Below are 26305 nucleotides of genomic sequence, written 5' to 3'. Positions count from 1 at the left end.
GCGGGCGGTACGGGTATGTCTGGTGCCATGCAGGAATCACCGGCGCCGAACGAGCACGAGACCGTCGGTGCCTACGCCCTCGGCATCCTCGACGATGCCGAGGCCACCGCGTTCGAGTCGCACCTCGCCGGCTGCGAGTGGTGCGCCCAGCAGCTCGACGAACTCGCCGGTATGGAACCGATGCTGGCCGCCCTCGCGGACCTGCCCGGCACCGGCACACCGTCGCTCGGCGAGTCGCTGTCGGCCAAGCCGGCGCCACGCGTGGTGGAGAAGCTGGTCGACGAGGTCGCCGAGCGCCGCGCCAAGAAGCGCCGCCGCAACTTCTACATGGTCGCCGCCGCGGGCGCCCTGATCGTCAGCGGCCCCTTCGTCGCCGTCGCGGCGAACGGCGGGGGAGACAGCGGCAGCGGGGGCGTCGGCACCAACCGGACCCTGTCCGCGGACCCCGCGAAGGACCTCTTCGACCAGATCCCCGACAAGCTCACGGCCACCGACCCGGACACCAAGGTCTCCGTGACCGTGGCGTCCCAGAAGAAGGACTGGGGCACCGGTCTCGTCGCGCAGATCACCAACGTCAAGGGCTCCCAGAAGTGCGCCATGATCGTCGTCGGCAAGAACGGCGAGCGGGAGACCGCGACCTCCTGGAGCATCCCGGAGTGGGGCTACGGCCTGCCGGACGCCACGACGGACAAGGCCAAACTGCCGCTCCACGTCCAGGGCGGCGTCTCGTTCGATCCCGACGAGATCGACAGCTACGAGTTCGTGACGTTCGACGGCGAGAAGCTCGTCGAGGTCGACGCGTAGCAGGACGGGCCCCCTTCGCGTACGGTTGACGGCTGCCCAGCACGTCAGAAGGGGGCCCGGTGGCCGCTCAGGCTCAGCAGGAAACCGCGGTCGATCCGGTTCACGATTCCGTTCGCGACCGGGAGATCAGCGGCGAACAGGAACACCTCGACCGGGTGTACCGACGGCTCGAGGAAAAAATCCACGAGGCCGAGTTCCTCATGCACGACGCCGCCCGGCGCGGCCAGGTCGGCACGCCCGGCGCGCTCGCCGAACGGGACGCCCAGGTCTTCCGGGCCGGCGTCCACCTCAACCGGCTGAACAACGAGTTCGAGGACTTCCTCTTCGGCCGGATCGATCTGCTCCTCGGCAAGGACGGCAAGAAGGGACCCGACGGCGCCTACACCGCCGTCGAGCCCGCCGAGGGCGCCGTCCGCCCCGACCACACCGCCGACATCGCCGAGACGCTGCACATCGGCCGGATCGGCGTCCTCGACGAGAACTACACCCCGCTGGTCATCGACTGGCGGGCGCCCGCCGCCGCCCCGTTCTACCGGTCCACCCCGGTCGACCCGGGCCGGGTGGTGCGCCGGCGGGTCATCCGCTCCAAGGGCCGCAGGGTCCTCGGCGTCGAGGACGACCTGATGCGCCCCGAGCTGACGGCCTCCCTGGACGGCCGCGAGCTGCCCGTCATCGGCGACGGCGCGCTGATGGCCGCGCTCGGCCAGGCCCGGACGCACAGCATGCGGGACATCGTCGCCTCCATCCAGGCCGAGCAGGACCTGGTGATCCGCGCCCCCGCCGCCTCCGTGACCTATGTCGAGGGCGGCCCCGGCACCGGCAAGACCGCCGTCGCCCTGCACCGCGCCGCCTACCTGCTCTACCAGGACCGGCGCCGGTACGCGGGCGGCATCCTGATCGTCTCGCCCACCCCGCTCCTGGTCGCCTACACCGAGGGCGTCCTGCCCTCCCTCGGCGAGGAGGGCCAGGTCGCCATCCGCGCCATCGGCTCCCTGGTCGACGGCGCCGAGGCCACCCTGTACGACGCCCCGGCGGTGGCCCGCGCCAAGGGCTCGTCCCGCATGCTCGGGGTGATCCGGAAGGCTGCGCGCGGCGCCCTGGAGAGCGCCGCCACGCCGACCCGGCTGCGCGTCGTCGCCTTCGGCCGGCGGCTCGAACTGGACGCCGACGAACTGGCGGCCGTCCGCCACGCCGCCCTCGGCGGCACCGCCCCGGTGAACCTGCTGCGCCCCCGCGCCCGCAAGCTGCTCCTGGACGCCCTGTGGAAGCGCTCCGGCGCGGGCGGCCGGCACACCGACCCGGAGCTGGCCGCCGAACTGCGCTCCTCCTTCGACGACGACATCACCACCGAGGACGACTTCCTCGCCTTCTTCGACGCCTGGTGGCCCGAGCTGACCCCGGCCGCCGTGCTGGGCGCCATGGCCGACGAGCGGCGCCTCGGCCGCTGGGCCCGGCGCGTCCTCAACCCGGGCGAGGTCCGTAAGGTCGCCCGCTCGCTGCGGCGGGACGGCCGGTCGGTGCACGACATCGCGCTGCTCGACGAACTCCAGGCCGTCCTCGGCGCCCCCGCCCGCCCCCGGCGCAGGCGGGAACTCGACCCGCTGGACCAGCTCACCGGCCTGGAGGAGCTGATGCCGGTGCGTGAGGAGTCGCAGCGCGAGCGGGCCGAACGCCTCGCCCAGGAACGCACCGAGTACGCCCATGTCATCGTCGACGAGGCCCAGGACCTCACCCCCATGCAGTGGCGCATGGTCGGCCGGCGCGGCCGGCACGCCACCTGGACGGTCGTCGGCGACCCCGCCCAGTCGTCCTGGTCCGATCCCGACGAGGCCGCCCAGGCCCGCGACGAGGCCCTCGGCAGCAGGCCCCGCCGCCGCTTCGAGCTCACCGTGAACTACCGCAACCCGGCCGAGATCGCCGAACTCGCCGCCAGGGTGCTCGCGCTCGCCATGCCGGGCTCGGTGTCGCCGAGGGCGGTGCGCTCCACCGGCGTCGAACCGCGCTTCGTGACGACGGGCAGGGGGCAGGTGCAGGTGCAGGGGAACGGCGCCGGTGCGGGCGCGTCGCTCGCCGAGACCGTGCGCGCGGAGACGGCCCGGCTGCTGGAGCGGGTGGACGGCACGGTCGGTGTGGTCGTCGCCATGCAGCGCCGCGAGGAGGCGCGGCGCTGGCTGGACGGGCTCGGCACGGAGGTCCCCCCGGGCGAGCGGAGCCTGGACTGGGGGAGGGCGGTGGCCCTCGGCAGCCTGGAGGCGAAGGGCCTGGAGTACGACGCGACGATCGTGGTCTCCCCGGCCGAGATCGCCGACGAGTCCCCGGCCGGCCTGCGCGTCCTGTACGTCGCCCTGACCCGCGCCACCCAGCAGCTCACCGTCGTCTCCACCGAACGCGACGAGCCGGACGCGTCCGGCGTCCCGGACCTGCTGCGGGACTGACGATCCGCCGGTCGGCCGGTATCCGTGGGCGTCCCTCGGCACATGACCCGCCCGCGGGAATGGTCCTACGGCATCCGTTTGTTAGCCTGGCAAGTGACACCGGCCCGATCCAAGCCCCCGGGCCCAACCTTCGTCGCTACGAGCGACCACTTGCCGCGAGGCGAGCATGGCGGGTCGGTGTCACTGAACAACCGAGAGGCCCACGTCACTTCCGGGTGGCGTGGGCCTCTCGCGTTGACTTACGAACGGCCCCCGACTTCTCGTATGGTGGAACAGTCTTTCCGGCAGTTTTCGCAGTCACCCGCTTCCGCCATGACCAAAACGTTCGCAATCGGATGCGGCTACCGCGTACTCGGCGGTAGGTGCGACGATCGGACGGCACAAAGCAGCTACACGGTGAAAGCAGAGGAAGTCGGCCATGGCAACGGCGCCCAGCGTCTCCTACTCGATGACCATCCGGCTGGAGGTACCGGCGAGCGGCGCCTCCGTCTCTCAGCTCACCACCGCCGTGGAGTCCTCCGGCGGCACGGTCACCGGTCTCGACGTCACCGCGTCCGGCCACGAGAAGCTCCGTATCGACGTCACCATCGCGGCCACCTCCACCGGCCACGCCGAAGAGATCGTGGAGAAGCTCCGCGGGGTCGAGGGCGTCAGCCTGGGCAAGGTCTCGGACCGTACGTTCCTGATGCACCTCGGCGGCAAGATCGAGATGGCGTCCAAGCACCCCATCCGCAACCGTGACGACCTCTCCATGATCTACACGCCGGGCGTGGCCCGCGTCTGCATGGCCATCGCCGAGAACCCCGAGGACGCCCGCCGCCTCACCATCAAGCGCAACTCCGTTGCGGTCGTGACGGACGGCTCCGCCGTGCTGGGCCTGGGGAACATCGGTCCGAAGGCGGCCCTGCCCGTGATGGAGGGCAAGGCGGCCCTGTTCAAGCGGTTCGCCGGCATCGACGCCTGGCCGCTCTGCCTCGACACGCAGGACACCGACACGATCGTCGAGGTCGTCAAGGCGATCGCCCCGGGCTTCGCCGGCATCAACCTGGAGGACATCTCCGCGCCGCGCTGCTTCGAGATCGAGGCCCGGCTGCGCGAGGCCCTCGACATCCCCGTCTTCCACGACGACCAGCACGGCACCGCGATCGTCGTCCTCGCGGCCCTGACCAACGCGCTGCGGGTCACCGGCAAGGCGATCGAGAACATCAGGGTCGTCATGTCCGGCGCCGGCGCGGCCGGCACGGCCATCCTCAAGCTGCTCCTCGCGGCCGGGGTGAAGAACGCCGTCGTGGCCGACATCCACGGAGTGGTGCACGCGGGCCGCGCGGATCTGGTGGACGCCCCCGCCGACTCCCCGCTGTGCTGGATCGGCGACCACACCAACCCGGAGAACCTGACCGGCACGCTGAAGGAGGCCGTGCGTGGCGCGGACGTCTTCATCGGCGTGTCCGCCCCGAACGTCCTCGACGGCGACGACATCGCCGCGATGGCCGACGGCGCGATCGTCTTCGCGCTCGCGAACCCCGACCCCGAGGTGGACCCGGGCGTCGCCCGCCAGACCGCGGCCGTGGTGGCCACCGGCCGCTCCGACTTCCCGAACCAGATCAACAACGTGCTGGTGTTCCCGGGTGTGTTCCGCGGCCTGCTGGACGCCCAGTCCCGTGCCGTCAACACCGAGATGATGCTCGCCGCCGCGCAGGCCCTGGCCGACGTGGTCACCGAGGACGAGCTGAACCCGAACTACATCATTCCGAGCGTGTTCAACGACAAGGTCGCGGGCGCGGTCGCCGGCGCCGTGCGGGAAGCCGCGAAGAGCACGGAGGCCACGGCCGTCTAGCGGGAGGTCCCGGAGGGCCGCCGCGGCTGTGACCATCACCACGGTAGGTGTGCGGTCGGCGCGTCGTGGAACCCGTGACATGCGGCGGCCCTTTAGGGTGGCGGCCGTGGCTCGGACCCCCGGTGTCCGCGGTCCGCTGCCGACAGCGGACGCAGCGTCACCGTCGGTCGGGCCGTGGGGGTCTCCCGGATGACTCCCACGGGTGACTCCACGGGTGGTATCGCGGCTTCTGCGGGTGCCGGATTGGCTTTACCGCCGCAGGTAGAGGCAGGATGCTCCACCGGGACCACGTTCAGGGGGCAGCATCTCCAGGTGCGTGCGGGCCCGAGTAAGTACCCGGGTCCGGGGCACTCACCGAGGACCCTGGCAGCATCGGCTTGGTCGTGCCCCAAGTGCGGCCCCGCCGCGTGGCACGCCCCAACGGCAAGAAGAACACGGGAGTAAGAACATGAACCGCAGTGAGCTGGTGGCCGCGCTGGCCGACCGCGCCGAGGTGACCCGCAAGGACGCCGACGCCGTGCTGGCCGCGTTCGCCGACATCGTCGGCGACATCGTCTCCAAGGGCGACGAGAAGGTCACCATCCCCGGTTTCCTGACCTTCGAGCGCACCCACCGTGCCGCTCGCACCGCGCGCAACCCGCAGACCGGCGAGCCGATCCAGATCCCGGCCGGCTACAGCGTGAAGGTCTCCGCGGGCTCGAAGCTCAAGGAAGCCGCCAAGGGCAAGTAATCCTGCCGTTCGTACGTCCCGGGACGGCGTACGACGCATAGTGACGCCAAAGGGGCGGCCACCGATCGGTGGCCGCCCCTTTGGCGAGACCGAAACCAGCCGGACGGGAGCCGCCCCGGTGACCCGGCCCAGCGCCCTGCCGGGAAACCCGGCCTTCGCCCCCGGCTCCACCGGCTTGTCCACGCCGTGTCTGCCAAGGGCGACGCCCGGGCCCCCGGCCGGGGGCCCGTCGCCGGTGCCGTGGTCGTCGGGTTCCGTCCGTCAGCCCAGCGCCTTGCCGGGAAGCTCGACCTTCGCGCCCAGCTCCACCAGCTTGTCCATGAAGTTCTCGTAGCCGCGGTTGATCAGGCCGATGCCGTGGACGCGGGACGTGCCCTGGGCGGCGAGGGCGGCGATCAGGTAGGAGAAGCCGCCGCGCAGGTCGGGGATGACCAGGTCGGCGCCCTGGAGCCGGGTCGGGCCCGAGACGACGGCCGAGTGGAGGAAGTTGCGCTGGCCGAAGCGGCAGTGGGAGCCGCCCAGGCACTCGCGGTAGAGCTGGATGTGCGCCCCCATCTGGTTGAGCGCCGAGGTGAAGCCGAGCCGGGACTCGTAGACCGTCTCATGGACGATCGACAGCCCCGTCGCCTGGGTCAGGGCGACCACCAGCGGCTGCTGCCAGTCGGTCTGGAAACCCGGGTGGACGTCCGTCTCCAGCGCGATCGACTTGAGCTGGCCGCCCGGGTGCCAGAACCGGATGCCCTTGTCGTCGATCTCGAAGGCGCCGCCCACCTTCCGGTAGGTGTTCAGGAACGTCATCATCGAGCGCTGCTGGGCGCCGCGGACGTAGATGTTGCCCTCGGTGGCCAGCGCCGCGGACGCCCAGGAGGCCGCCTCCAGGCGGTCGGGGAGGGCGCGGTGGTTGTAGCCGCCGAGCTTGTCCACACCGGTGATGCGGATGGTCCGGTCGGTGTCCATCGCGATGATCGCGCCCATTTTCTGCAGGACGCAGATCAGGTCCTCGATCTCCGGCTCCACCGCCGCGTTGGACAGCTCGGTGACGCCCTCCGCGAGGACCGCCGTCAGCAGCACCTGCTCCGTCGTGCCGACGGACGGGTACGGCAGCTCGATCTTCGTGCCGCGCAGCCGCTGCGGGGCCTCCAGGTACTGGCCGTCCGCCCGCTTCTCGATCGTCGCGCCGAACTGGCGCAGCACGTCGAAGTGGAAGTCGATCGGCCGGCCGCCGATGTCGCAGCCGCCCAGACCGGGGATGAACGCGTGCCCGAGCCGGTGCAGCAGCGGGCCGCAGAACAGGATCGGGATGCGGGACGAACCCGCGTGGGCATCGATGTCGGCGACGTTGGCGCTCTCCACCCGCGTGGGGTCGAGCACCAGTTCACCGGGCTCGTCGCCGGGACGGACCGTCACCCCGTGCAGCTGGAGCAGTCCTCGTACGACCCGCACGTCACGGATGTCCGGAACGTTGCCCAGTCGGCTGGGCTCACTGCCCAGCAGGGCGGCGACCATGGCCTTCGGTACGAGGTTCTTCGCACCACGGACACGGATCTCCCCCTCCAGTGGGGTTCCGCCGTGGACAAGCAGGACGTCTTCAGCGCCGTTGACGGTCATGGATCTCGCGTTCCGTGGAGGGGGCAGGGGCCAGAAGGGCAAGGGTAGTCGCCCCCCACACCGGTTCCACCAGCCCGTGCACGACCCGGTCCCGTCCCCGTGTCCACCGGGACACGAGCAGTTCCCCTCCGGCCACTCGGGGTGACCGCCGTCACCGTGCGCCGGGGGTGCTTCCGTACGCCCGCAGGGCGCCCGAAGCCCGCTCCGGCCCGCTCCGGCCGGTGCCTCACCAGGCCGCTCGCGGGCCGGCCGGCCGCGTTCACCCCCGTACCCCGATTGCCTCCCCACGGAAAGGGAAGATGCGGGATCATGTCTGGCATGACCGAGGTGTCCTCGCTCACAGGGCGGCTGCTCGTGGCCACACCCGCCCTGGCGGACCCGAACTTCGACCGTGCGGTCGTCCTCCTCCTCGACCACGACGAGGAGGGCTCCCTCGGCGTCGTGCTCAACCGCCCGACCCCGGTGGACGTGGGGGACATCCTGGAGGGCTGGGCGGACCTGGCCGGAGAACCCGGAGTCGTCTTCCAGGGCGGTCCGGTGTCGCTGGACTCGGCCCTCGGTGTCGCCGTCGTCCCCGGGGGGACGGGCGGCGGGGCCGCCCCGCTGGGCTGGCGCCGCGTCTACGGGGCGATCGGACTGGTCGACCTGGAGGCGCCGCCGGAGCTGCTCGCGGCCGCTCTCGGCTCGCTGCGCATCTTCGCCGGATACGCGGGCTGGGGTCCCGGCCAGCTGGAGGACGAGCTGCTGGAAGGCGCCTGGTACGTCGTGGAGTCGGAGCCCGGCGACATCTCGTACCCGGTGCCGGAGCGGCTCTGGCGCGAGGTGCTGCGCCGTCAGCGCAGCGAACTGGCGATGGTGGCCACCTATCCGGACGACCCTTCGCTCAACTGATGCGTGTGACCTTCAGTACCCTTTGTTTCATGAGCACTCTTGAGCCCGAGCGCGGTACTGGTACGGGAACCCTCGTAGAGCCGACGCCGCAGACCTCTCACGGCGACGGCGACCACGAGCGCTACGCCCACTACGTCCAGAAGGACAAGATCATGGCGAGCGCCCTGGACGGCACGCCCGTCGTGGCGCTGTGCGGCAAGGTGTGGGTGCCGGGCCGGGACCCGAAGAAGTACCCCGTCTGCCCCATGTGCAAGGAGATCTACGAGTCCATGAGCGGCGACGGCGACGACAAGGGCAAGGGCGGCAAGGGCAAGGGCGACAAGTAGCCGCGCCCGCCTCGCTCTCGGGGCCCCCGGGCGCGTTTTGCGCGCCCTGGGGGCCTTTGTGATGTCCGCGCGTTGCACGGAATGCGTCAGCCGGTCACAGAGTGGTGGAGACCTCTTGTGGGCTCGTTCGCCTAGTCCCTAGCCTCCGGTGTTGTTGTGCACAGCGAAACCAGCGTTGCGCATGTTGCAATACTTCACCGGAGGAAGCAGTCCATGAAGCTGTCCGTCCGTCTGGTCGCCCTCGCGGCCGTCATCGCCACCGCCGCCTGCGCGCCCCAGGCATCCGGGGATTCCTCCTCCGGCAAGGACGAGAAGACCGGAACCTTACGCGTCTGGCTCTTCCAGGAGGTGAACAACGCACCCAAGGAAAAGGTCGTCGAGTCCGTCGTCGCCGGATTCGAGAAGGCGCACGACGGCGCCGAGGTCACCGTCGAGTACATCCCGGTCGAGACCCGCGCCGAGCGCATCAAGGCCGCCTTCAACGACCCGAAGTCCGCGCCCGACCTCGTCGAGTACGGCAACACGGACACCGCCGGCTACGTGAAGGACGGCGGACTCGCCGACGTCACCGAGGAGTTCGGCGCCTGGGACGAGGCCAAGGACACCGACCCGACCGCCCGGCAGTCGGTCACCGTCGACGGCAAGGTCTACGGGACGCCGTACTTCGTGGGCGTCCGCGCCCTCTACTACCGCACGGACGTCTTCGACGAACTCGGGCTCGAACCCCCCGCCTCGCAGGCCGAACTGATCTCCACCGCGCGGGAGATCCGCGCCGCGAAGCCGGACCTGTACGGCATCGCCGTCGGCGGCGCCTACACCTACGGCGCGATGCCGTTCCTCTGGGCCCACGGCGGTGAACTCGCCACCGGCAAGGGCGGCTCGTACGCCTCCGCGATCGACACCCCCGAGGCCCGCAAGGGCATCGAGGCGTACACCTCCCTCTTCGGCGACGACAACTGCCCGGCCGCCAAGTGCGCCGGCATGGGCGGCAACGACACGGTGACCGCCTTCGCCTCGGGCAAGGCCGCCATGGCGATCGGCGGCGACTTCAGCCACGCGGCGATCGAGGCCGGGACGGTGAAGGGCAAGTACGCCGTCGTACCGCTGCCGGGTGTGAAGTCCGGGTCCATCGCCCCTGCCTTCGCGGGCGGGAACAACCTCGGTGTCCTGAAGTCGACCTCGCACCGCACCCTCGCCGTCGACCTGATGCAGCGGCTCGCCTCCAAGAAGGCGCAGGGCGAGCTCTTCGACGCGATGGGCTTCCTGCCGACCTTCTCGGACGTGCGGCAGCAGGTGGCCGCCAAGGAACCCTTCCTGAAGCCGTTCGTCGAGACCCTCGCCGCCGACACCAAGTTCGTGCCGGCCTCGCCCGCCTGGGCGCAGATCGACGCCTCGCTGGTGCTGCCGACCATGTTCCAGGAGGTCGTCAGCGGCAAGAAGGACGTGGCGGCCGCGTCGGAGGGCGCCGCGAAGAAGATGAACGAGGCATTCGGCTCGGTGGGCTGACTCGGTGGCCGCACAGGACACGGTGGCCGTGCGGAAGCGTCCCGCGCCCCGCACGGCCACCCCACCCCACCCGCCACGGGGCCCACGGGGCCGGGCCCGCAGGGCCGGCCCCACCCCCTGGCTCTATCTCGCCCCCGCCCTCGTCGTCCTCGGCGGGCTGCTCGCCTACCCCGTCTACCAACTCGGCCTGATCTCGCTCTTCCACTACACCCAGGCACAGGTCAGCGGCGGCGAACCGACCACCTTCCGGGGCCTGGGCAACTACACCGGACTCTTCGCCGACGAGCAGTTCTGGCAGGTACTGCTCACCACCGTCCTGTTCGCGGCGGCCTGTGTGGTCTCCACCCTGGCCGTGGGCTGCGCGCTCGCCGTGCTGCTCACCCGGGTGCGCGCCGTGCCCCGGCTCGCGCTGATGCTGGCCGCGCTCGGCGCCTGGGCGACCCCGGCCGTCACCGGCTCCACGGTGTGGCTGCTCCTCTTCGACGCCGACTTCGGCCCGGTGAACCGGATCCTGGGCCTGGGCGACCATTCCTGGACGTACGGGAAATACAGCGCCTTCCTCCTCGTCCTGCTCGAAGTCGTCTGGTGCTCCTTCCCGTTCGTGATGGTCACCGTCTACGCCGGCATCCGGGCCGTGCCCGCCGAGGTGCTGGAGGCCGCCGCCCTGGACGGCGCCTCGCAGTGGCGCGTCTGGCGCTCGGTCCTCGCCCCGATGCTCCGGCCGATCCTGGTCGTCGTCACCATCCAGTCGGTGATCTGGGACTTCAAGGTCTTCACCCAGATCTACGTCATGACGGGCGGGGGCGGCATCGCCGGCCAGAACCTGGTCCTCAACGTCTACGCGTACCAGAAGGCGTTCGCGTCCTCGCAGTACAGCCTGGGCGCCGCGATCGGCGTGGTGATGCTGCTGATCCTGCTCGCCGTCACGCTGGTGTACCTGCGGCTGCTGCGCCGCCAGGGGGAGGAACTGTGACTCTCGTGAGCCGGGACGGAGTGCGCCCGGTGAATCCCGTGCGCAGGTTCGTACGGCGTCCGTGGCGGCTCGCCGCCGAGGCGACCGCGCTGGCGGTCGCGGCGGTGGTGGCCTTCCCGCTGTACTGGATGGTGCTGAGCGCCTTCAAACCGGCCGGCGAGATCGAATCGGACCGGCCGCGGCCGTGGACCCTGACCCCCACCCTGGATTCCTTCCGACGGGTGTTCGGGCAAGGGGAATTCGGCCGGTACTTCCTCAACAGCTTGGTCGTCGCGGTCGCCGTGGTGCTCGCCTCCGCGCTGATCGCCTTTCTCGCGGCGACCGCCGTGACGCGATTCCGGTTCCGTATGCGGACCACTCTGCTGATCATGTTTCTGGTGGCCCAGATGGTGCCTGTGGAGGCGTTGACGATCCCGCTGTTCTTCCTCATGCGGGACGCGGGCCAGTTGAACACGCTGTGGTCGCTGATCCTGCCGCACATCGCGTTCTCGCTGCCGTTCGCGATCTGGATGCTGCGGGGTTTCGTGAAAGCCGTTCCCGAGGCGCTGGAGGAGGCCGCCTACATCGACGGCGCGAGCCGTGCGCGGTTCCTGTGGCAGATCCTTTTCCCGCTCGTTCTGCCGGGGCTGGTGGCCACCAGTGTGTTTTCCTTCATCTCCACCTGGAACGACTTCCTGTTCGCGAAGTCCTTCATCATCAGCGACATCTCGCAGTCGACGCTGCCGATGGCCCTGCTGGTCTTCTACAAGCCGGACGATCCCGACTGGGGCGGCGTGATGGCGGCCTCCACGGTGATGACGATTCCGGTGCTGGTCTTCTTCGTACTCGTGCAGCGACGCCTGGTCTCCGGACTGGGCGGCGCGGTAAAGGACTGATGTGACCGACGTGACCGACGAGAACGACGCGAACGAAGGGGCCGGGGAAACCGGCGGGACCGATGTGATGTCACCGGTGGAACCGGCACTCGTTCCCGCGCCGCGCACCGTCGAAGGGGCGGCGCCCGGCGGATTCCCGCTGACCCCGGACACCCCCCTGTGGGCGGGGCCCGGCACCGGGACCACCGAACGCTGGCTGCGCTCCACCCTCGGACCCGCCCTCGGCCTGCGGTTTCCCCCCGGCACCGAGGACACCCGCGACGGCCTGCGGCTGCGCCTCGACGACACCCTGGCCCCCGAGGCGTACCGGCTCGCCGTGCTGCCCGGCCGGGGCGTGGAGATCGCCGGAGGCGGCCCGGCCGGGGTGTTCTGGGGCGCCCAGACACTGCGCCAGCTGCTCGGCCCCGACGCATTCCGCAAAGCGCCCGTACGCCCCGGCGCCACCCGCACCGTCCCGCACCGGATCGTCGAGGACGAGCCCCGCTTCCGGTGGCGCGGACTGATGCTCGACGTGGCACGGCACTTCATGCCCAAGGAAGGCGTGCTGCGCTATCTCGATCTGATGGCCGCGCACAAACTCAATGTGCTGCACTTCCACCTGACGGACGACCAGGGCTGGCGCATCGAGATCGAGCGGTACCCGCGGCTGACGGAGACCGGCTCCTGGCGCGCCCGGACGAAACTCGGCCACCGCGCCTCGCCCCTGTGGAACGACACGCCGCACGGCGGCCACTACACGCAGGACGACATCCGGGAGATCGTCGCCTACGCGGCCGAACGGCATATCGCCGTCGTTCCCGAAATCGACGTGCCCGGCCACTCGCAGGCCGCCATCGCCGCGTATCCGGAACTCGGCAACACCGATGTCGTCGACACCTCCTCGCTGGCCGTCTGGGACACCTGGGGGATCAATCCGAACGTACTCGCCCCCACCGACACCACCCTGCGCTTCTACGAAGGGGTGCTCGAGGAAGTCCTGGAACTGTTCCCCGCCGACGCCACGGGGCCCTCCGCGTTCGCGTCGGCCCCGCCGTCTTCGCCGGCCCCGCCGGTCTCGTCTTTTTCCTCGTTCTCGTCGTTCTCGTCGTTCGTCCACATCGGCGGCGACGAATGCCCGAAGGACCAGTGGCGCGCCTCGGACGTCGCGCAGAAACGGATCGCCGATCTGGGACTGGCCGACGAGGACGCCCTCCAGTCCTGGTTCATCGGGCACTTCGCCGGCTGGCTCGCCGAGCGGGGCCGCCGGCTGATCGGCTGGGACGAGATCCTCCAGGGAGGCCTGGCCCCGGGCGCCGCCGTGTCCTCCTGGCGCGGCTACGCCGGCGGGGTCGCCGCCGCCCGCGCGGGACACGACGTGGTCATGTGCCCCGAACAGCACGTGTACCTGGACCACCGGCAGGACGCGGGCCCCGAGGAGCCGGTGCCGATCGGGTACGTGCGCACCCTGGAGGACGTCTACCGGTTCGAGCCCGTGCCGGCGGAGCTGACGCCCGAGGACGCCGGGCGGGTGCTCGGCACCCAGGCCAACGCCTGGTCCGAGGTGACGGAGAACCAGGCGAGGGTGGACTACCAGGTCTTTCCCCGGCTCGCCGCCCTCGCCGAGGTCGCCTGGAGCGCGCTGCCCGCCCCCGCCGAACGGGACTTCGCGGACTTCGAGCGCCGGATGGCCGCCCACTACCGGCGACTCGACGCCCTCGGCGTCGCCTACCGCCCGCCCGCCGGACCGCTGCCCTGGCAGCGGCGCCCCGGCGTGCTGGGCCGCCCCATCGACGGCGCACCCCCGCAGCGGTAGCTCTCCGCGCCGATGGGGCCCCCGCACCGGTGCCCCCCGAACCGGTGGCGCGTGCCGGACCGGTGGCGCGTGCCGCCTCCGGAACCGGCCGCGCACGGAAGTTCGTCCCCTCATCGAACAGGGCGCACGAAAAAGTCGCAGGAATCACCGAACGGTGCCCGTTCGATCACACGGGCGATGAGGTGCGAAAACGGGTCAAGTGGTCTGTGAGGTGGGTGAACGTCTCCTAGCGGACCCCTGTCTTCGGCGCTCGCGAAGATGTGCCAGAGTTGCCACGTCCGCCCTGTCAGGTCGTACCGTACGGCTGCAACAGGTGGGACCAGGTGGGGCCGCGGGAAGGGGCAGCCGGTTTTGAGCACGCACGCACCGCAGGCGGCGCAGGCCGTGACGCTGCCCACGACGCTGGACGAGGCGGTGGCGGCGCTGACCGCCATGCCCGCCGCAGTGCCCGTCGCGGGCGGCACCGATCTGATGGCCTCCGTCAACTCCGGGCAGCTCAGACCGACGGCGCTGGTCGGCCTCGGCAGGATCAGCGAGATCCGCGGCTGGCAGTACCAGGACGGCCACGCGCTGCTCGGCGCCGGCCTCACCCACGCCCGTATGGGCCGCCCCGACTTCGCCGCCCTCATCCCGGCGCTCGCCGCCTCCGCGCGTGCCGCCGGACCGCCGCACATCCGCAACGCGGGCACCCTGGGCGGCAACATCGCCTCCGCCGCCCCGACCGGCGACTCGCTGCCCGTGCTGGCCGCGCTCGAGGCGACGCTGATCATCGCGGGTCAGGGCGGAGCCCGCCGGGAGATCCCGGTGTCGCACCTGCTGGCCGGGATGGACATGCTGCGGGCCGGTGAACTCATCGGCTACGTGCGCGTGCCGCTGCTGCACGCCCCGCAGGTCTTCCTGAAGGCCACCGGCCGCACCGGCCCCGGCCGCGCGGTCGCCTCCGTCGCCCTGGTGCTCGACCCCGGCCGGCGCGGTGTCCGCTGCGCGGTGGGCGCCATAGCGCCGATGGCGCTGCGGCCCCTGGAGGCCGAGCAGTGGGTCGCCCAGCTCATCGACTGGGACAACAACCGCGCGCTCGTGCCGGAGGCGCTGGAAGCGTTCGGGGAGTACGTCGCCGCGGCCTGCATCCCCGATCCGGCCCCCGACGAGGACGGCTCCGTCCCGTCGCTGCCGCCCGCGGTACTGCACCTGCGGCGCACCGTCGCCGCACTGGCCCGACGAGCACTGGGGAGGGCGCTGTCGTGACCGACGACCAGCACGGAGAGGGCACGTCCGGAACGTCCCGCAACGGCGGCAGCCGCTGGGACCCGCTGCCCCAGGGGGACTACGACGACGGCGCCACGGCCTTCGTGAAGCTCCCCGAGGGGGGCATCGACGCCCTGCTGGACTCGATGGAGAGCCCGCTGGCCGCGCCCGGCCACGGCTATGTGCCGCCGCCCATCACGGTCACCCCCGCCACCACGGCGGGTACCGACCCCGCGGTCACCGGCAGCTGGGCGGCGCCGGGCACCGGAGTGCCGGGCGCCCCCGTCGACGGCGCCCAGTGGCACGATCCGCAGGCGGGCCGGCCGGGGGAGGACCCCGGGGCGCGCGCGGCGCAGCAGCACGGCGGCCAGGACCGGTTCACGTACGACCCCGGGGCCTCCGGGCAGTGGCACTTCGAGGACACGCCCGGCGCAGGCGACCCGGCACCGGGTTCCGACGTGACCGGCCAGTGGTCGATCCCCGTCGCGGGCGGCGACCTCCCGGACGAGTCCGGTGAGTTCACCACCTCCGCGCTGGCCGAGCAGTGGGGGGCCGTCCCGCCGGTCACCCCGCCCCCCACCCTCCCGGGCGGCGCCTCCGCGCCCTGGGCCACGCAGGCCATCGGGCAGCCGTGGGGACCGGGCGTGCCGGGCGTGGATCCGGCTCACCCCGACACCGCTCCCGGCCGGGAGCAGGGCCGGGAGCAGGGCGGCCCGGAACCCGACTGGCACGCGGACCACGGCCAGGGAGCCCCCGCGCACGGCCGGGCGGGCACCGCCGACCCCGTCCGGGAGCGGCCCGACGCGCGGCCCGCCCCCGGCCACGACGCACCGCCCCTGTCGAGCGGGGTGCCGCAGCCGGCCTTCGCCGAGCCCTCCTGGCGGCCCGGCGCCGACGCCCACCCCGAGGCGGCCGGCGGTCCGTCCGTCCCGGAGCTCCGCGAGCACCCGCAGCCGGGCCCGGAGGGCACCGCAGGGCCCGTCGGCGGCCCCGGGGAGGCTCCGGGGGCCGCCGAGGCCGCCAGGGGCTCCCAGAGGCCCCAGAGCCCGCACGGAGCCGAGGAGGGCCCGGCAGCGCCGGAAGACATAGCGGCCCCGGAGGGCGCGAGGGACCACGCCGGGACGTCCCCGGCCGGGGACGCAGGACCGGAACCCGCCGGCGCCGGCCCCGCATCCGCCGTCGGCACCGAAATCGGCACCGAAATCGGCACCGAAATCGGCACCGAAATCGGCACCGAAATCGGCACCGAGACCGGCACCGGAACCGGCCCGGACGCACCCGACGGCACGTCACCCGGGCACGAACCGCTGTCCGGTGCCGCGCACGACGACCATCCCCTCGCCTCCTACGTGCTGCGCGTCAACGGCACCGACCGGCCCGTCACCGACGCCTGGATCGGCGAGTCGCTGCTCTACGTGCTGCGCGAGCGCCTCGGCCTCGCCGGCGCCAAGGACGGCTGCTCACAGGGCGAGTGCGGGGCCTGCAACGTGCAGGTCGACGGCCGGCTCGTCGCGTCCTGCCTGGTCCCGGCCGTCACCGCGGCCGGCAGCGAGGTCCGTACCGTCGAGGGCCTCGCCCAGGACGGCCGGCCGTCGGACGTGCAGCGCGCGCTCGCGCGGTGCGGCGCGGTGCAGTGCGGCTTCTGCGTGCCGGGCATGGCGATGACCGTGCACGACCTGCTGGAGGGCAACCCGGCGCCCACCCGGCTGGAGACCCGCCAGGCCCTGTGCGGCAACCTGTGCCGCTGCTCCGGCTACCGGGGCGTGGTGGAGGCCGTCCAGGAGGTCGTCGCCGAACGCGAGGCCCTCGCCGAGGCCGGCCAGGACGGCGCCCGGGGCGCGGGCCGGGGCGCCGGCGGCGAAACGGGCGAGTTCCGCATTCCGCACCAGGCGGGACCGGGTGCCGGCGGTGTCGGCCCCGCCGCCTTCCCGGACCCCGGACCGCATGACCGGCTCTACGGCCGGGACGGAGGCCAGGCATGAGCAACGAGGCCACCACCGTGCAGGCCGCACAGGCCACGGAGGAAACCACCGGGACGGAATCGCCCCCGCGCGGACTCGGTGTCTCCCTGCCGGCCGCCGACACCCGCGCCAAGACCGAGGGCACCTTCCCGTACGCCGCCGACCTGTGGGCCGAGGGCCTGCTGTGGGCGGCCGTGCTGCGCTCCCCGCACCCGCACGCGCGGATCGCGTCCATCGACACCACCCACGCACGCGAGATGCCCGGCGTGCACGCCGTCGTCACCCACGAGGACGTCCCCGGCACCCCGCTGTACGAGCGCGGCCGGTCCGACCGCCCGCTCTTCGCCTCCGACGTCGTGCGCCACCACGGCGAGGCCATCGCCGCCGTCGCCGCCGACCACCCGGACACCGCGCGGATGGCCGCCGCCGCCGTCATCGTCGAGTACGAGGTGCTCGACCCGGTGATCGACCCCGAGCAGGCCTTCGAGGCCGAGCCGCTGCACCCCGACGGCAACCTGATCCGGCACATCCCGCTGCGGCACGGCGACCCCGACGCGGCCGGTGACCTCGTCGTCGAGGGCCTGTACCGCATCGGCCGGCAGGACCCCGCCCCCATCGGCGCCGAGGCCGGACTCGCCGTCCCCCGCCCGGACGGCGGGGTCGAGCTGTACCTGGCCTCCACCGACCCGCACGGCGACCGGGACGCGGCCGCCGCCGCGTTCGGCCTGGAACCCGACCGCGTGAAGGTCGTCGTCACCGGGGTGCCCGGCGCGACCGCCGACCGCGAGGACCAGAGCTTCCAGCTGCCGCTCGGCCTGCTGGCGCTGAAGACCGGCTGCCCCGTCAAACTCACCGCCACGCGCGAGGAGTCCTTCCTCGGCCACGCCCACCGGCATCCCACCCTGCTGCGCTACCGCCACCACGCCGACGCCGAGGGCAGGCTGGTGAAGGTCGAGGCGCAGATCCTGCTCGACGCGGGCGCCTACGCCGACACGTCGTCGGACGCGCTGGCCGCCGCCGTCGCCTTCGCCTGCGGCCCCTACGTCGTCCCGAACGCCTTCATCGAGGGCTGGGCGGTCCGCACCAACAACCCGCCCTCCGGCCACATGCGCGGCGAGGGCGCCCTGCAGGTGTGCGCCGCCTACGAGGCGCAGATGGACAAGCTCGCCAAGAAGCTCGGCCTCGACCCGGCCGAAGTGCGCATGCGCAACGTCATGGCGACCGGCGACGTCCTGCCCACCGGCCAGACCGTGACCTGCCCGGCCCCGGTCGCCGAACTCCTGGAGGCGGTGCGGGACCACCCGCTGCCGCCGCTGCCCAAGGACACCCCCGAGGACGAGTGGCTGCTGCCCGGCGGCCCCGAGGGCGCGGGCGAACCGGGCGCGGTACGCCGCGGGGTGGGCTACGGCCTGGGCATGGTGCACATGCTCGGCGGCGAGGGCGCGGACGAGGTGTCCACGGCCACCGTGAAGGTCCAGGACGGGGTGGCGACGGTGCTGTGCGCGGCCGTCGAGACCGGCCAGGGCTTCACCACGCTGGCCCGGCAGATCGTCCAGGAGATCCTCGGTGTCGACGAGGTGCGCGTGGCGCCCGTGGACACCGACCAGCCCGCCGCGGGCGCGGGCAGCCGCAGCCGGCACACCTGGGTGTCGGGCGGCGCGGTGGAACGCGCGGCGAAGATGGTCCGCACCCAGCTCCTCCAGCCCCTGGCCCACAAGTTCGGCATGTCCGCCGAGCTGCTCCAGATCACCGACGGCCGGATCACCTCGTACGACGGAGTGCTGTCGACGCCCGTGACCGAGGCCCTGCAGGGCAAGGAACTGTGGGCCACCGCCCAGTGCCGTCCGCATCCCACGGAGCCCCTGGACACATCGGGCCAGGGCGACGCCTACGTCGGAATGTCCTTCTGCGCGATCCGCGCGGTGGTCGACGTCGACATCGAGATCGGCTCCGTACGGGTCGTGGAACTGGCCGTCGCCCAGGACGTGGGGCGGGTGCTGAACCCGGCCCAGCTGGCCGCCCGGATCGAGGCGGGAGTGACCCAGGGCATGGGCGCCGCGCTCACCGAGAACCTGCGCACGCCGCGCGGTCTGGTCCGGCACCCCGACCTCACCGGCTACGCCCTGCCGACCGCCCTGGACGCGCCCGACATCGAGATCGTGAAGCTGGTCGAGGAGCGGGACGTGGTCGCGCCGTTCGGTGCGAAGGCGGTCAGCGCGGTGCCGGTGGTGACCTCGCCCGCGGCCATCGCCGCCGCCGTCCGCGCGGCCACCGGCCGCCCGGTCAACCGCCTGCCGATCCGCCCGCAGGCCGCGGTGGTGACCGGCGGCCGCGACCGGCCGGTCAGGTCCACCGACTGACCTCCGCCGGTCGGCGTCAGCCGGTCGGCATGCGCCGGCCGGCATCCGCCGGTTGCCGACCGCCGGCCGCCGGGGCCGGGCGGCCGGAGAACGTTCACGTCGATTTCCGTGCGAAGGCAACGCACAGGGGGTGTTCGAGCGTCTTGTGGGGTGGGGCGTCCGTATCCGTGTTCCGGCCGGTCGCCCGCCCGTTCCCGCTCCGGGGTGTTGTCAGTGGTGGCACGTAGTGTTCCGAGTGGTGGGGACGGCTGCCGGGTTCGGAGGGCCGGGATCCGTCCTGTCCGGGCGGGACGGTGCGGTCCGGAGCGGCGAAGCACGGGACTGAGCACACGTATGCACGGGGGAGCCATGAGCACGACCGACACCGTTGTCACGGATGCCATGAACGCCACGGGTACCGCGGCAGCGATCACCCTGACCGAGGGCGACCTCGATCCGTTTGTCACCCACGCGTCCACGCGCCGCTGGCTGACCGGCCCCGGACTGCCCTGCGACAGCGGTCTGTTCAGCTTCACGCAGCTGCGGGGCGAGGGCCTGCGCACGGTCGCCGGCTCGACCGGTGACCCGGCCGAGGGGCTCTCCGCGGAGCTGCGGGACCAGCTGGTGATCGGCGGACTGCTCGGCCCCGCCGGCCTGGAGACGGAGTCGGTCCTGCTCGACGGCGCCACCGGCGAGGTGTCGACGACGTACTTCTTCCACGACCGGCCCGATCTGATGGACCGTCGCCCGCTCGCCCCGTCGCTGCCGACCCTGGTGCGGTTCGCCGCCGCGACGGACGAACTGGCGGGGCTGCGCGGCCAGTTCGCCGCCTACGCGGACCGCTGGGGCACGAAGGCGGTGGCGGAGGCCTCGCGGCAGCTGCTCGCGGTGTTCGAGGAGGGGGCGGACGGCGAGCCGGCGCCGCTGTGGCGGATGGCCGCGCTGATCCGCCCGCTGGCCCTGGTGGCCGGTCCGGGCACGGTCTCGGGCCTCGCCCTGGACCTCCCGCTCCGCCTGCTCGACCAGGAGTTCGGCCGGCGGGGCGTGGTCCGTTTCGAGGAGTTCGACTTCCCCGCGACGCTGACGCACGAGCCGACCCGCCGCTTCCTGCGCGAGACGGGGCTGCCCGAGGACGGCTTCCTGTTCCAGCTGGACACCGACCTGCCGCTGCGGACCCTCGCCGAGTACCACGACGAGGACCGCGGCGACGGCTGCGCCGACCCCGGCGCGTTCCCGGCCGGCCGTCTCCCCGCCCACGCCGACCGGCTCGTCCGCCTCGGTCATCTGGTCGAGGACAACAGCCTGGTCGTCGACGGCGCCACCGGCGCGGTCCTGAACTGGAGCGAGCCGGAATCCGTCCTGTACCCGCTGAACACGGACATCTCGACCCTCGCCTTCACCCTCTGGCTGCTGCGCCGCGAGCACGCCATCGACGAGGAGTCGGGCCACGCGCTGACCAGCGAGACGTACGACCAGCTGGCCATGACGATGATCCAGGTCCTGTCCTCCGTCGACCCGACGGGCGCCACCGGCGACGCCGACTGGCACTACTGGACGGAGCTGTTCCAGGACGAAGCGGGCGGGGTGCTCTGAGGGCACCCCGCCCGTACCGGAGGCCGTGGCGGGAATCGAACCCGCGTTATTCGCTTTGCAGGCGAATCCCTGAGCCACTCGGGCACACGGCCAAGGCCGGGGACGGGGTGTGGCCTTCGCCACCCCGCCGCCGCGAACTCGGTACACCGACCGTACGGCGGGGCGGGAGCGGCGCTCAAGGTATTCCGGTGCGGTGCAACGGGACTGCCACACGCCGTTCATGAACGGCGGGGCGGGCGGCCGGGGGAGTACGACCAAGGTCCCGGTGCCGGTCCGACCCCCGACAGGCGTCACAGCGCCCTGTGACCCTTACCCTGACGCCCATGGCCGCCCCGCACCCGCGCGACACCTCTGTCGCCAAGACCTCCGACGCCCCGCCCGGGCCCACCACGCCGTCCGGGCTCACCGCCCCCGGCGGCGAGCAGGGCGACAGCGTGCTGAGCGGTCCCTACCGGGCGCTGAGCATCGGCATCGTCTCCGTGGTGCTGCTGATCGCCTTCGAGGCGACGGCGGTGGGCACGGCCATGCCGGTCGCGGCGCGCGAGCTGGACGGGGTGTCGCTGTACGCGTTCGCGTTCTCGGCGTTCTTCACGACCAGCCTGTTCGCGATGGTGCTCTCCGGCCAGTGGTCGGACCGGCGCGGGCCGCTCGCGCCGCTGACCACGGGCATCGCCGCCTTCGCCGCGGGGCTGCTGCTGGGCGGGACGGCGGGCTCGATGTGGCTGTTCATCCTGGGACGGGCCGTGCAGGGCCTCGGCGGCGGGATGGTGATCGTCGCGCTGTACGTCGTCGTCGGCCGGGCCTACCCGGAGCGGCTGCGTCCGGCGATCATGGCCGCGTTCGCGGCGAGCTGGGTGGTGCCGTCGATCGTCGGCCCGCTCGCCTCCGGAGCGGTGACCGAACACCTCGGCTGGCGGTGGGTGTTCCTCGGCATCCCGGTCCTCGTCGCGTTCCCCCTCGCCCTCGCCCTCCCGCAGATACGCCGCCGGGCGTCCGGTCCGGCGGGCGACGGCGCGGACGCGCCGGCCTCCTCGGGCGGCCGCCGCATCCGCCTCGCCCTCGCGATCTCCTTCGGCGCCGGGCTGCTCCAGTACGCCGCCCAGGACCTGCGCTGGCTCTCCCTGCTGCCCGGCGCGGCGGGCCTGGCGCTGCTGGTGCCCGCGGTGCTGGGACTGCTCCCGCGCGGCACCTGGCGGGCGGCGCGCGGCCTGCCCTCGGTGGTGCTGCTGCGCGGCGTCGCCGCCGGGTCCTTCATCGCCGCCGAGTCCTTCGTCCCGCTGATGCTGGTCACCCAGCGCGGCCTCAGCCCGACCCTCGCCGGGTTCTCCCTCGCGGCGGGCGGCGTCACCTGGGCACTGGGCTCCTGGATCCAGTCGCGGCCCCGTCTGGAACCGCACCGGGAGCGGCTGACGACCCTCGGGATGCTCCTGGTGGCGGGGGCCATCGCGGCGGCCCCGAGCGTGCTGATCGAGGCGGTCCCCGCCTGGGCCCTGGCCGTCGCCTGGGCGTTCGGCTGTCTCGGGATGGGCCTGGTGATCTCCTCCACCAGCGTCCTGCTGCTCCAGCTCTCCGCCCCCGAGGAGGCGGGCACCAACTCCGCCGCCCTCCAGATCTCCGACGGCCTCTCCAACGTCCTCCTGCTGGCCGCCGGCGGAGCGGCCTTCGCGGCCCTCGGCGGCGGCGCGGTCGCCCACGGGGCCACGGACGCCACCGGCTCCCACCCGGCCGCCTTCGTCGCCGTGTTCCTGCCGATGGCGGCGGTGGCGCTGGCGGGGGTGTGGGTGACGAGGCGGCTGCGGGAACGCGAGCCGTAAACCGGTCGCTTCCGGATGATCGCGGACCATAGCCTCCGGGGATGACCGAGTTCGTCCTTCAGCTCGACCCCGCCCGGCTGCGCGCCCTCCAGGATCTCGCCGACGCGCAGGGCCGCACGCCCGAAGCCGTGGCCGAGGAGGCCGTGCGCGCGTACCTGCGCGCCGAGCGCCGGACGGTGCGCGCCGTCGGCGAGCACCTCGCGCGCGAGCACGCCGACCTGCTGCGGAGGCTGGGCGAATGACCACGCACCGGCAGCCGGCCGCTCCGCGGGGAGCGACCCGGCACCTCACCGTCGACGAGGTCACCGCCCTCGCGGAGGTCGCCTTCGGCGGCCGTCAGCCCGAGACCCGGGAGCCGGGCCTGCCGGCCTCGGCCGTGCACCGCCCCCGCGCCCGCATGTTCGGCACGGCCGCCTACCCGGACCTGTACGAACAGGCAGCCGCCCTCCTCCACGCCATCGCCACCAACCACCCCCTCGTCGACGGGAACAAGCGCACCGCCTGGCTGGCCACCGCGACCTTCCTCGCCCTCAACGGCGTCGATCTCGCCTCCGTCGACCAGGACGCGGCGTATGCGCTGGTCATCGAGGTGGCCTCAGGAGCGGAGGCGGATGTGGGAAGCATCGCGGGGCGGTTGCGGAGGCTGTGACGTCGGTCCCACCCCCGAGTGCCCCCGCCCGGCCCGGGCGTCGTCCGGGCCGGGGCGCGGATAGGGTGGCCCGGTTGCCGTACGCCGACCGCCGGGTGCGGCCGGCTGCCCCTGCGGCCGGGTTCCCGGCGCGGCCGAGCCGCCCGAACCCGCCCCCGTCCCCACAACGGAGACCGTGACTACCACCGCCGCTTCCTCCTCGCACCACCTGTCCCCCGCCTTTCCCGGCCGGGCCCCCTGGGGCACCGCCGGAAAGCTCCGGGCCTGGCAGCAGGGGGCGATGGAGAGGTACCTCCAGACGCAGCCGCGCGACTTCCTGGCGGTCGCCACCCCCGGCGCCGGCAAGACCACCTTCGCGCTGACGCTGGCCTCCTGGCTGCTGCACCACCACGTCGTGCAGCAGGTGACCGTCGTCGCGCCCACCGAGCATCTGAAGAAGCAGTGGGCCGAGGCCGCCGCCCGGATCGGGATCAAGCTGGACCCCGAGTACAGTGCGGGCCCGGTCGGCAAGGACTACGACGGGGTCGCCGTCACCTACGCCGGTGTCGGCGTGCGCCCCATGCTGCACCGCAACCGGTCCGAGCAGCGCAAGACCCTCGTCATCCTCGACGAGATCCACCACGCCGGTGACAGCAAGTCCTGGGGCGAGGCCTGCCTGGAGGCGTTCGAGCCGGCCACCCGCAGGCTCGCGCTGACCGGTACGCCGTTCCGGTCCGACACCAACCCCATCCCGTTCGTGGCGTACGAGGAGGGCGACGACGGCATCCGCCGGTCGGCCGCCGACTACACCTACGGCTACGGTTCCGCGCTCCGCGACAACGTCGTCCGTCCCGTCATCTTCCTCTCCTACAGCGGCAACATGCGCTGGCGCACCAAGGCCGGCGACGAGATCGAGGCCCGCCTCGGCGAGCCCATGACCAAGGACGCGGTCAGCCAGGCCTGGCGCACCGCCCTGGACCCGCGCGGCGAGTGGATGCCGTCCGTGCTGCGCGCCGCGGACCAGCGGCTGACCGAGGTCAGGAAGTCCGTCCCGGACGCCGGGGCCCTCGTCATCGCCGCCGACCAGGACTCCGCCCGCGCCTACGCCAAGCTGATCCGCGAGATCACCGGCAGCAAGGCCACCGTCGTCCTGTCCGACGACACCGGCGCCTCGAAACGCATCGACGAGTTCAGCGGCAGCGACGACCGGTGGATGGTCGCCGTCCGCATGGTGTCCGAGGGCGTCGACGTGCCGCGCCTGGCCGTCGGCGTGTACGCGACCACCATCTCCACCCCGCTGTTCTTCGCCCAGGCCGTCGGCCGTTTCGTGCGGTCGAGGCGGCGCGGCGAGACCGCCTCCGTGTTCCTGCCGACCGTGCCCGACCTGCTCACCTTCGCCAACGAGATGGAGCGCGAGCGCGACCACGTCCTCGACAAGCCCAAGAAGGAGGGCGAGGAGGACCCGTACGCCGAGTCCGAGCAGGAGATGGACGAGGCGAACCGGGAGCAGGACGAGGACACCGGCGAGGACATGCTGCCCTTCGAGGCGCTGGAGTCCGACGCCGTCTTCGACCGGGTCACCTACAACGGCGCCGACTTCGGCATGCAGGCCCACCCCGGCAGCGAGGAGGAGCAGGACTACCTGGGCATCCCGGGGCTCCTCGAACCCGACCAGGTGGAGCTGCTGCTGCAGAAGCGGCAGGCCCGGCAGATCGCGCACAGCCGCAAGAAGCCGGACACCGAGGCCGATCTGCTCGAACTGCCCGCCGAGCGGCGCCCCGTGGTCTCCCACAAGGAGATGATGGAACTGCGCCGGCAGCTCAACAACATGGTCGGCGCCTACGTGCACCAGAGCGGCAAACCGCACGGCGTCATCCACACCGAGCTGCGCCGAGCCTGCGGCGGGCCGCCCGCCGCCGAGGCCACACCGGGACAGCTGCGTCAGCGGATCGCCAAGGTGCAGGAGTGGGCCACCCGCATGCGGTGAATTCCCTTCGCCCTCTGTGCATATCGCGTCAAACGGTGCCACTTCACGGTCATCGGTGCCCGGATTCTGGACGGAGCCTTCCGCTGACCGAACCGGCTCGCTACTGTCCCGCTACGCACACGCCCCGTGGCAGCGCCGCCGCGGAGCGCAGCCGTGAAGCGACTGCGCCCGGGACACAGCCGGGCCGCCGGCCGATCGGCGGCCTCTGGAGCGCGTCACCGACGGGACTCGGTGACGCACCTGCCGCGAGAGGCCGCCGACCTGACCCCGAAGGAGTGGGCGTCGTGACCGCGGAGACCTCTCAGACGCTCGACCGGGGACTGCGGGTCCTCAAACTGCTGGCCGACACGGACCACGGTCTGACCGTCACCGAGCTTTCCCACAGACTGGGCGTGAACCGGACTGTCGTGTACCGGTTGCTCGCCACCCTGGAACAGCACGCGCTCATCCGCCGTGACCTCGGCGGACGGGCCCGGGTCGGACTCGGGGTGCTGCGGCTGGGCCGCCAGGTGCACCCGCTCGTACGCGAGGCCGCGATGCCGGCCCTGCGGTCGCTGGCGGAGGACATCGGCGCGACCGCGCACCTGACGCTGGTGGACGGGGCCGAAGCGCTGGCCGTCGCCGTGGTGGAACCGTCGTGGACGGACTACCACGTGGCCTACCGGGCCGGATTCCGGCATCCGCTGGAACGGGGCGCCGCCGGCCGGGCGATCATCGCGGCCCGGCAGCGGCCGCGCGACCCCGGATACACCCTCACCCACGGCGAACTGGAAGCCGGCGCGTGCGGAGCGGCGGCGCCCCTGCTCGGGGTCACCGGCGTCGAGGGCAGTGTCGGCGTGGTGATGCTGGCCGACGTGGTCCCCGAACGGGTCGGCCCCCGCGTCATGGACGCGGCCCGCGAGGTCGCGGAGGCGCTGCGCTGACGGCCGGTGCCGCAGGGGCGGCCCCGGCCCCGCCCGCA

Annotated in this window: 20 protein-coding genes and 1 tRNA gene; 19 read left to right on the top strand and 2 right to left on the bottom strand. The window is 72.7% G+C overall.

Translation table 11 applies throughout. The features are described from left to right. The first annotated feature begins 27 nt into the window (after positions 1-27). The 4 genes from OHB56_RS16905 (at position 28) to OHB56_RS16890 (ending at position 5806) form a co-directional block, all read left to right on the top strand. Positions 28-804 carry an anti-sigma factor family protein gene (locus OHB56_RS16905; protein ID WP_406354191.1) on the top strand — a complete coding sequence of 259 codons (777 nt, stop codon included), beginning with the start codon at positions 28-30 and terminating at the stop codon, positions 802-804. A 59-nt stretch (positions 805-863) separates the two neighbouring features. Further along, positions 864-3239 carry a HelD family protein gene (locus OHB56_RS16900; protein ID WP_406354189.1) on the top strand — a complete coding sequence of 792 codons (2376 nt, stop codon included), beginning with the start codon at positions 864-866 and terminating at the stop codon, positions 3237-3239. A gap of 418 nt (positions 3240-3657) precedes the next feature. After that, on the top strand, positions 3658-5076 hold the full coding sequence (locus tag OHB56_RS16895; RefSeq protein WP_326753012.1) for an NAD-dependent malic enzyme: 1419 nt from the start codon (positions 3658-3660) through the stop codon (positions 5074-5076). Positions 5077-5524: 448 nt separating this feature from the next. Beyond that, the gene (locus OHB56_RS16890) at positions 5525-5806 is read left to right on the top strand and encodes an HU family DNA-binding protein (protein WP_042173245.1); all 282 of its coding nucleotides are present in this window, start codon (positions 5525-5527) and stop codon (positions 5804-5806) included. Between the two features lie 261 nt (positions 5807-6067). Here OHB56_RS16890 and murA read toward each other — a convergent pair whose 3' ends face one another. Beyond that, entirely contained in the window at positions 6068-7414 is a 1347-nt protein-coding gene (gene murA / locus OHB56_RS16885; protein ID WP_326753011.1) for a UDP-N-acetylglucosamine 1-carboxyvinyltransferase, read from the bottom strand. A 318-nt stretch (positions 7415-7732) separates the two neighbouring features. Here murA and OHB56_RS16880 point away from each other — a divergent pair, with 318 nt between their 5' ends. The 10 genes from OHB56_RS16880 (at position 7733) to OHB56_RS16835 (ending at position 20915) form a co-directional block, all read left to right on the top strand. Continuing rightward, the gene (locus tag OHB56_RS16880; RefSeq protein WP_326753010.1) at positions 7733-8305 is read left to right on the top strand and encodes a YqgE/AlgH family protein; all 573 of its coding nucleotides are present in this window, start codon (positions 7733-7735) and stop codon (positions 8303-8305) included. A gap of 29 nt (positions 8306-8334) precedes the next feature. Next, on the top strand, positions 8335-8631 hold the full coding sequence (locus tag OHB56_RS16875; RefSeq protein WP_055596868.1) for a DUF3039 domain-containing protein: 297 nt from the start codon (positions 8335-8337) through the stop codon (positions 8629-8631). A gap of 213 nt (positions 8632-8844) precedes the next feature. Next, on the top strand, positions 8845-10137 hold the full coding sequence (locus OHB56_RS16870; protein WP_406354185.1) for an extracellular solute-binding protein: 1293 nt from the start codon (positions 8845-8847) through the stop codon (positions 10135-10137). Positions 10138-10141: 4 nt separating this feature from the next. Further along, the gene (locus tag OHB56_RS16865; protein ID WP_406354183.1) at positions 10142-11110 is read left to right on the top strand and encodes a carbohydrate ABC transporter permease; all 969 of its coding nucleotides are present in this window, start codon (positions 10142-10144) and stop codon (positions 11108-11110) included. A gap of 29 nt (positions 11111-11139) precedes the next feature. Further along, positions 11140-11985, top strand: coding sequence for a carbohydrate ABC transporter permease (locus OHB56_RS16860; protein WP_406359112.1), 846 nt, complete (start codon positions 11140-11142; stop codon positions 11983-11985). 67 nt (positions 11986-12052) lie between these two features. Then, entirely contained in the window at positions 12053-13777 is a 1725-nt protein-coding gene (locus OHB56_RS16855; RefSeq protein WP_406359110.1) for a beta-N-acetylhexosaminidase, read from the top strand. 351 nt (positions 13778-14128) lie between these two features. Further along, on the top strand, positions 14129-15022 hold the full coding sequence (locus OHB56_RS16850; protein ID WP_326753008.1) for an FAD binding domain-containing protein: 894 nt from the start codon (positions 14129-14131) through the stop codon (positions 15020-15022). After that, the gene (locus tag OHB56_RS16845; protein WP_406354180.1) at positions 15019-17004 is read left to right on the top strand and encodes a 2Fe-2S iron-sulfur cluster-binding protein; all 1986 of its coding nucleotides are present in this window, start codon (positions 15019-15021) and stop codon (positions 17002-17004) included. Before OHB56_RS16850 ends, OHB56_RS16845 begins: the two co-directional genes overlap by 4 nt. Beyond that, the gene (locus tag OHB56_RS16840; RefSeq protein ID WP_406354178.1) at positions 17001-19343 is read left to right on the top strand and encodes a xanthine dehydrogenase family protein molybdopterin-binding subunit; all 2343 of its coding nucleotides are present in this window, start codon (positions 17001-17003) and stop codon (positions 19341-19343) included. Before OHB56_RS16845 ends, OHB56_RS16840 begins: the two co-directional genes overlap by 4 nt. Before the next feature lie 348 nt (positions 19344-19691). Beyond that, entirely contained in the window at positions 19692-20915 is a 1224-nt protein-coding gene (locus OHB56_RS16835; RefSeq protein ID WP_406354176.1) for an SUKH-4 family immunity protein, read from the top strand. A 20-nt stretch (positions 20916-20935) separates the two neighbouring features. Here OHB56_RS16835 and OHB56_RS16830 read toward each other — a convergent pair. Then, positions 20936-21007, bottom strand: a tRNA-Cys gene (locus OHB56_RS16830). Positions 21008-21238: 231 nt separating this feature from the next. On the opposite strand from OHB56_RS16830, the gene OHB56_RS16825 reads away from it, so the two are divergent. The 5 genes from OHB56_RS16825 (at position 21239) to OHB56_RS16805 (ending at position 26267) form a co-directional block, all read left to right on the top strand. Further along, positions 21239-22729, top strand: coding sequence for an MFS transporter (locus OHB56_RS16825; RefSeq protein ID WP_406354174.1), 1491 nt, complete (start codon positions 21239-21241; stop codon positions 22727-22729). A gap of 41 nt (positions 22730-22770) precedes the next feature. Next, complete coding sequence (locus tag OHB56_RS16820; RefSeq protein ID WP_406354172.1) at positions 22771-22971, top strand: hypothetical protein; 201 nt, start codon at positions 22771-22773, stop codon at positions 22969-22971. Continuing rightward, positions 22968-23378 (top strand): type II toxin-antitoxin system death-on-curing family toxin, encoded by a 411-nt coding sequence (locus OHB56_RS16815; RefSeq protein WP_406354170.1) that lies wholly within the window; start codon positions 22968-22970, stop codon positions 23376-23378. The genes OHB56_RS16820 and OHB56_RS16815 overlap by 4 nt, the downstream gene beginning before the upstream one ends. 175 nt (positions 23379-23553) lie before the next feature. After that, positions 23554-25344 (top strand): DEAD/DEAH box helicase, encoded by a 1791-nt coding sequence (locus OHB56_RS16810; RefSeq protein ID WP_326753002.1) that lies wholly within the window; start codon positions 23554-23556, stop codon positions 25342-25344. 284 nt (positions 25345-25628) lie between these two features. After that, on the top strand, positions 25629-26267 hold the full coding sequence (locus OHB56_RS16805) for a helix-turn-helix domain-containing protein (RefSeq protein WP_326753001.1): 639 nt from the start codon (positions 25629-25631) through the stop codon (positions 26265-26267). The last annotated feature ends 38 nt before the right edge of the window (positions 26268-26305 follow it).

It is taken from the genome of Streptomyces sp. NBC_01635 (assembly GCF_045209715.1).
Lineage (GTDB): Bacteria > Actinomycetota > Actinomycetes > Streptomycetales > Streptomycetaceae > Streptomyces > Streptomyces hirsutus.
The sequence above is the reverse complement of the archived record's forward strand: the minus strand, read 5'-3'. Positions and strand labels throughout refer to the sequence as shown.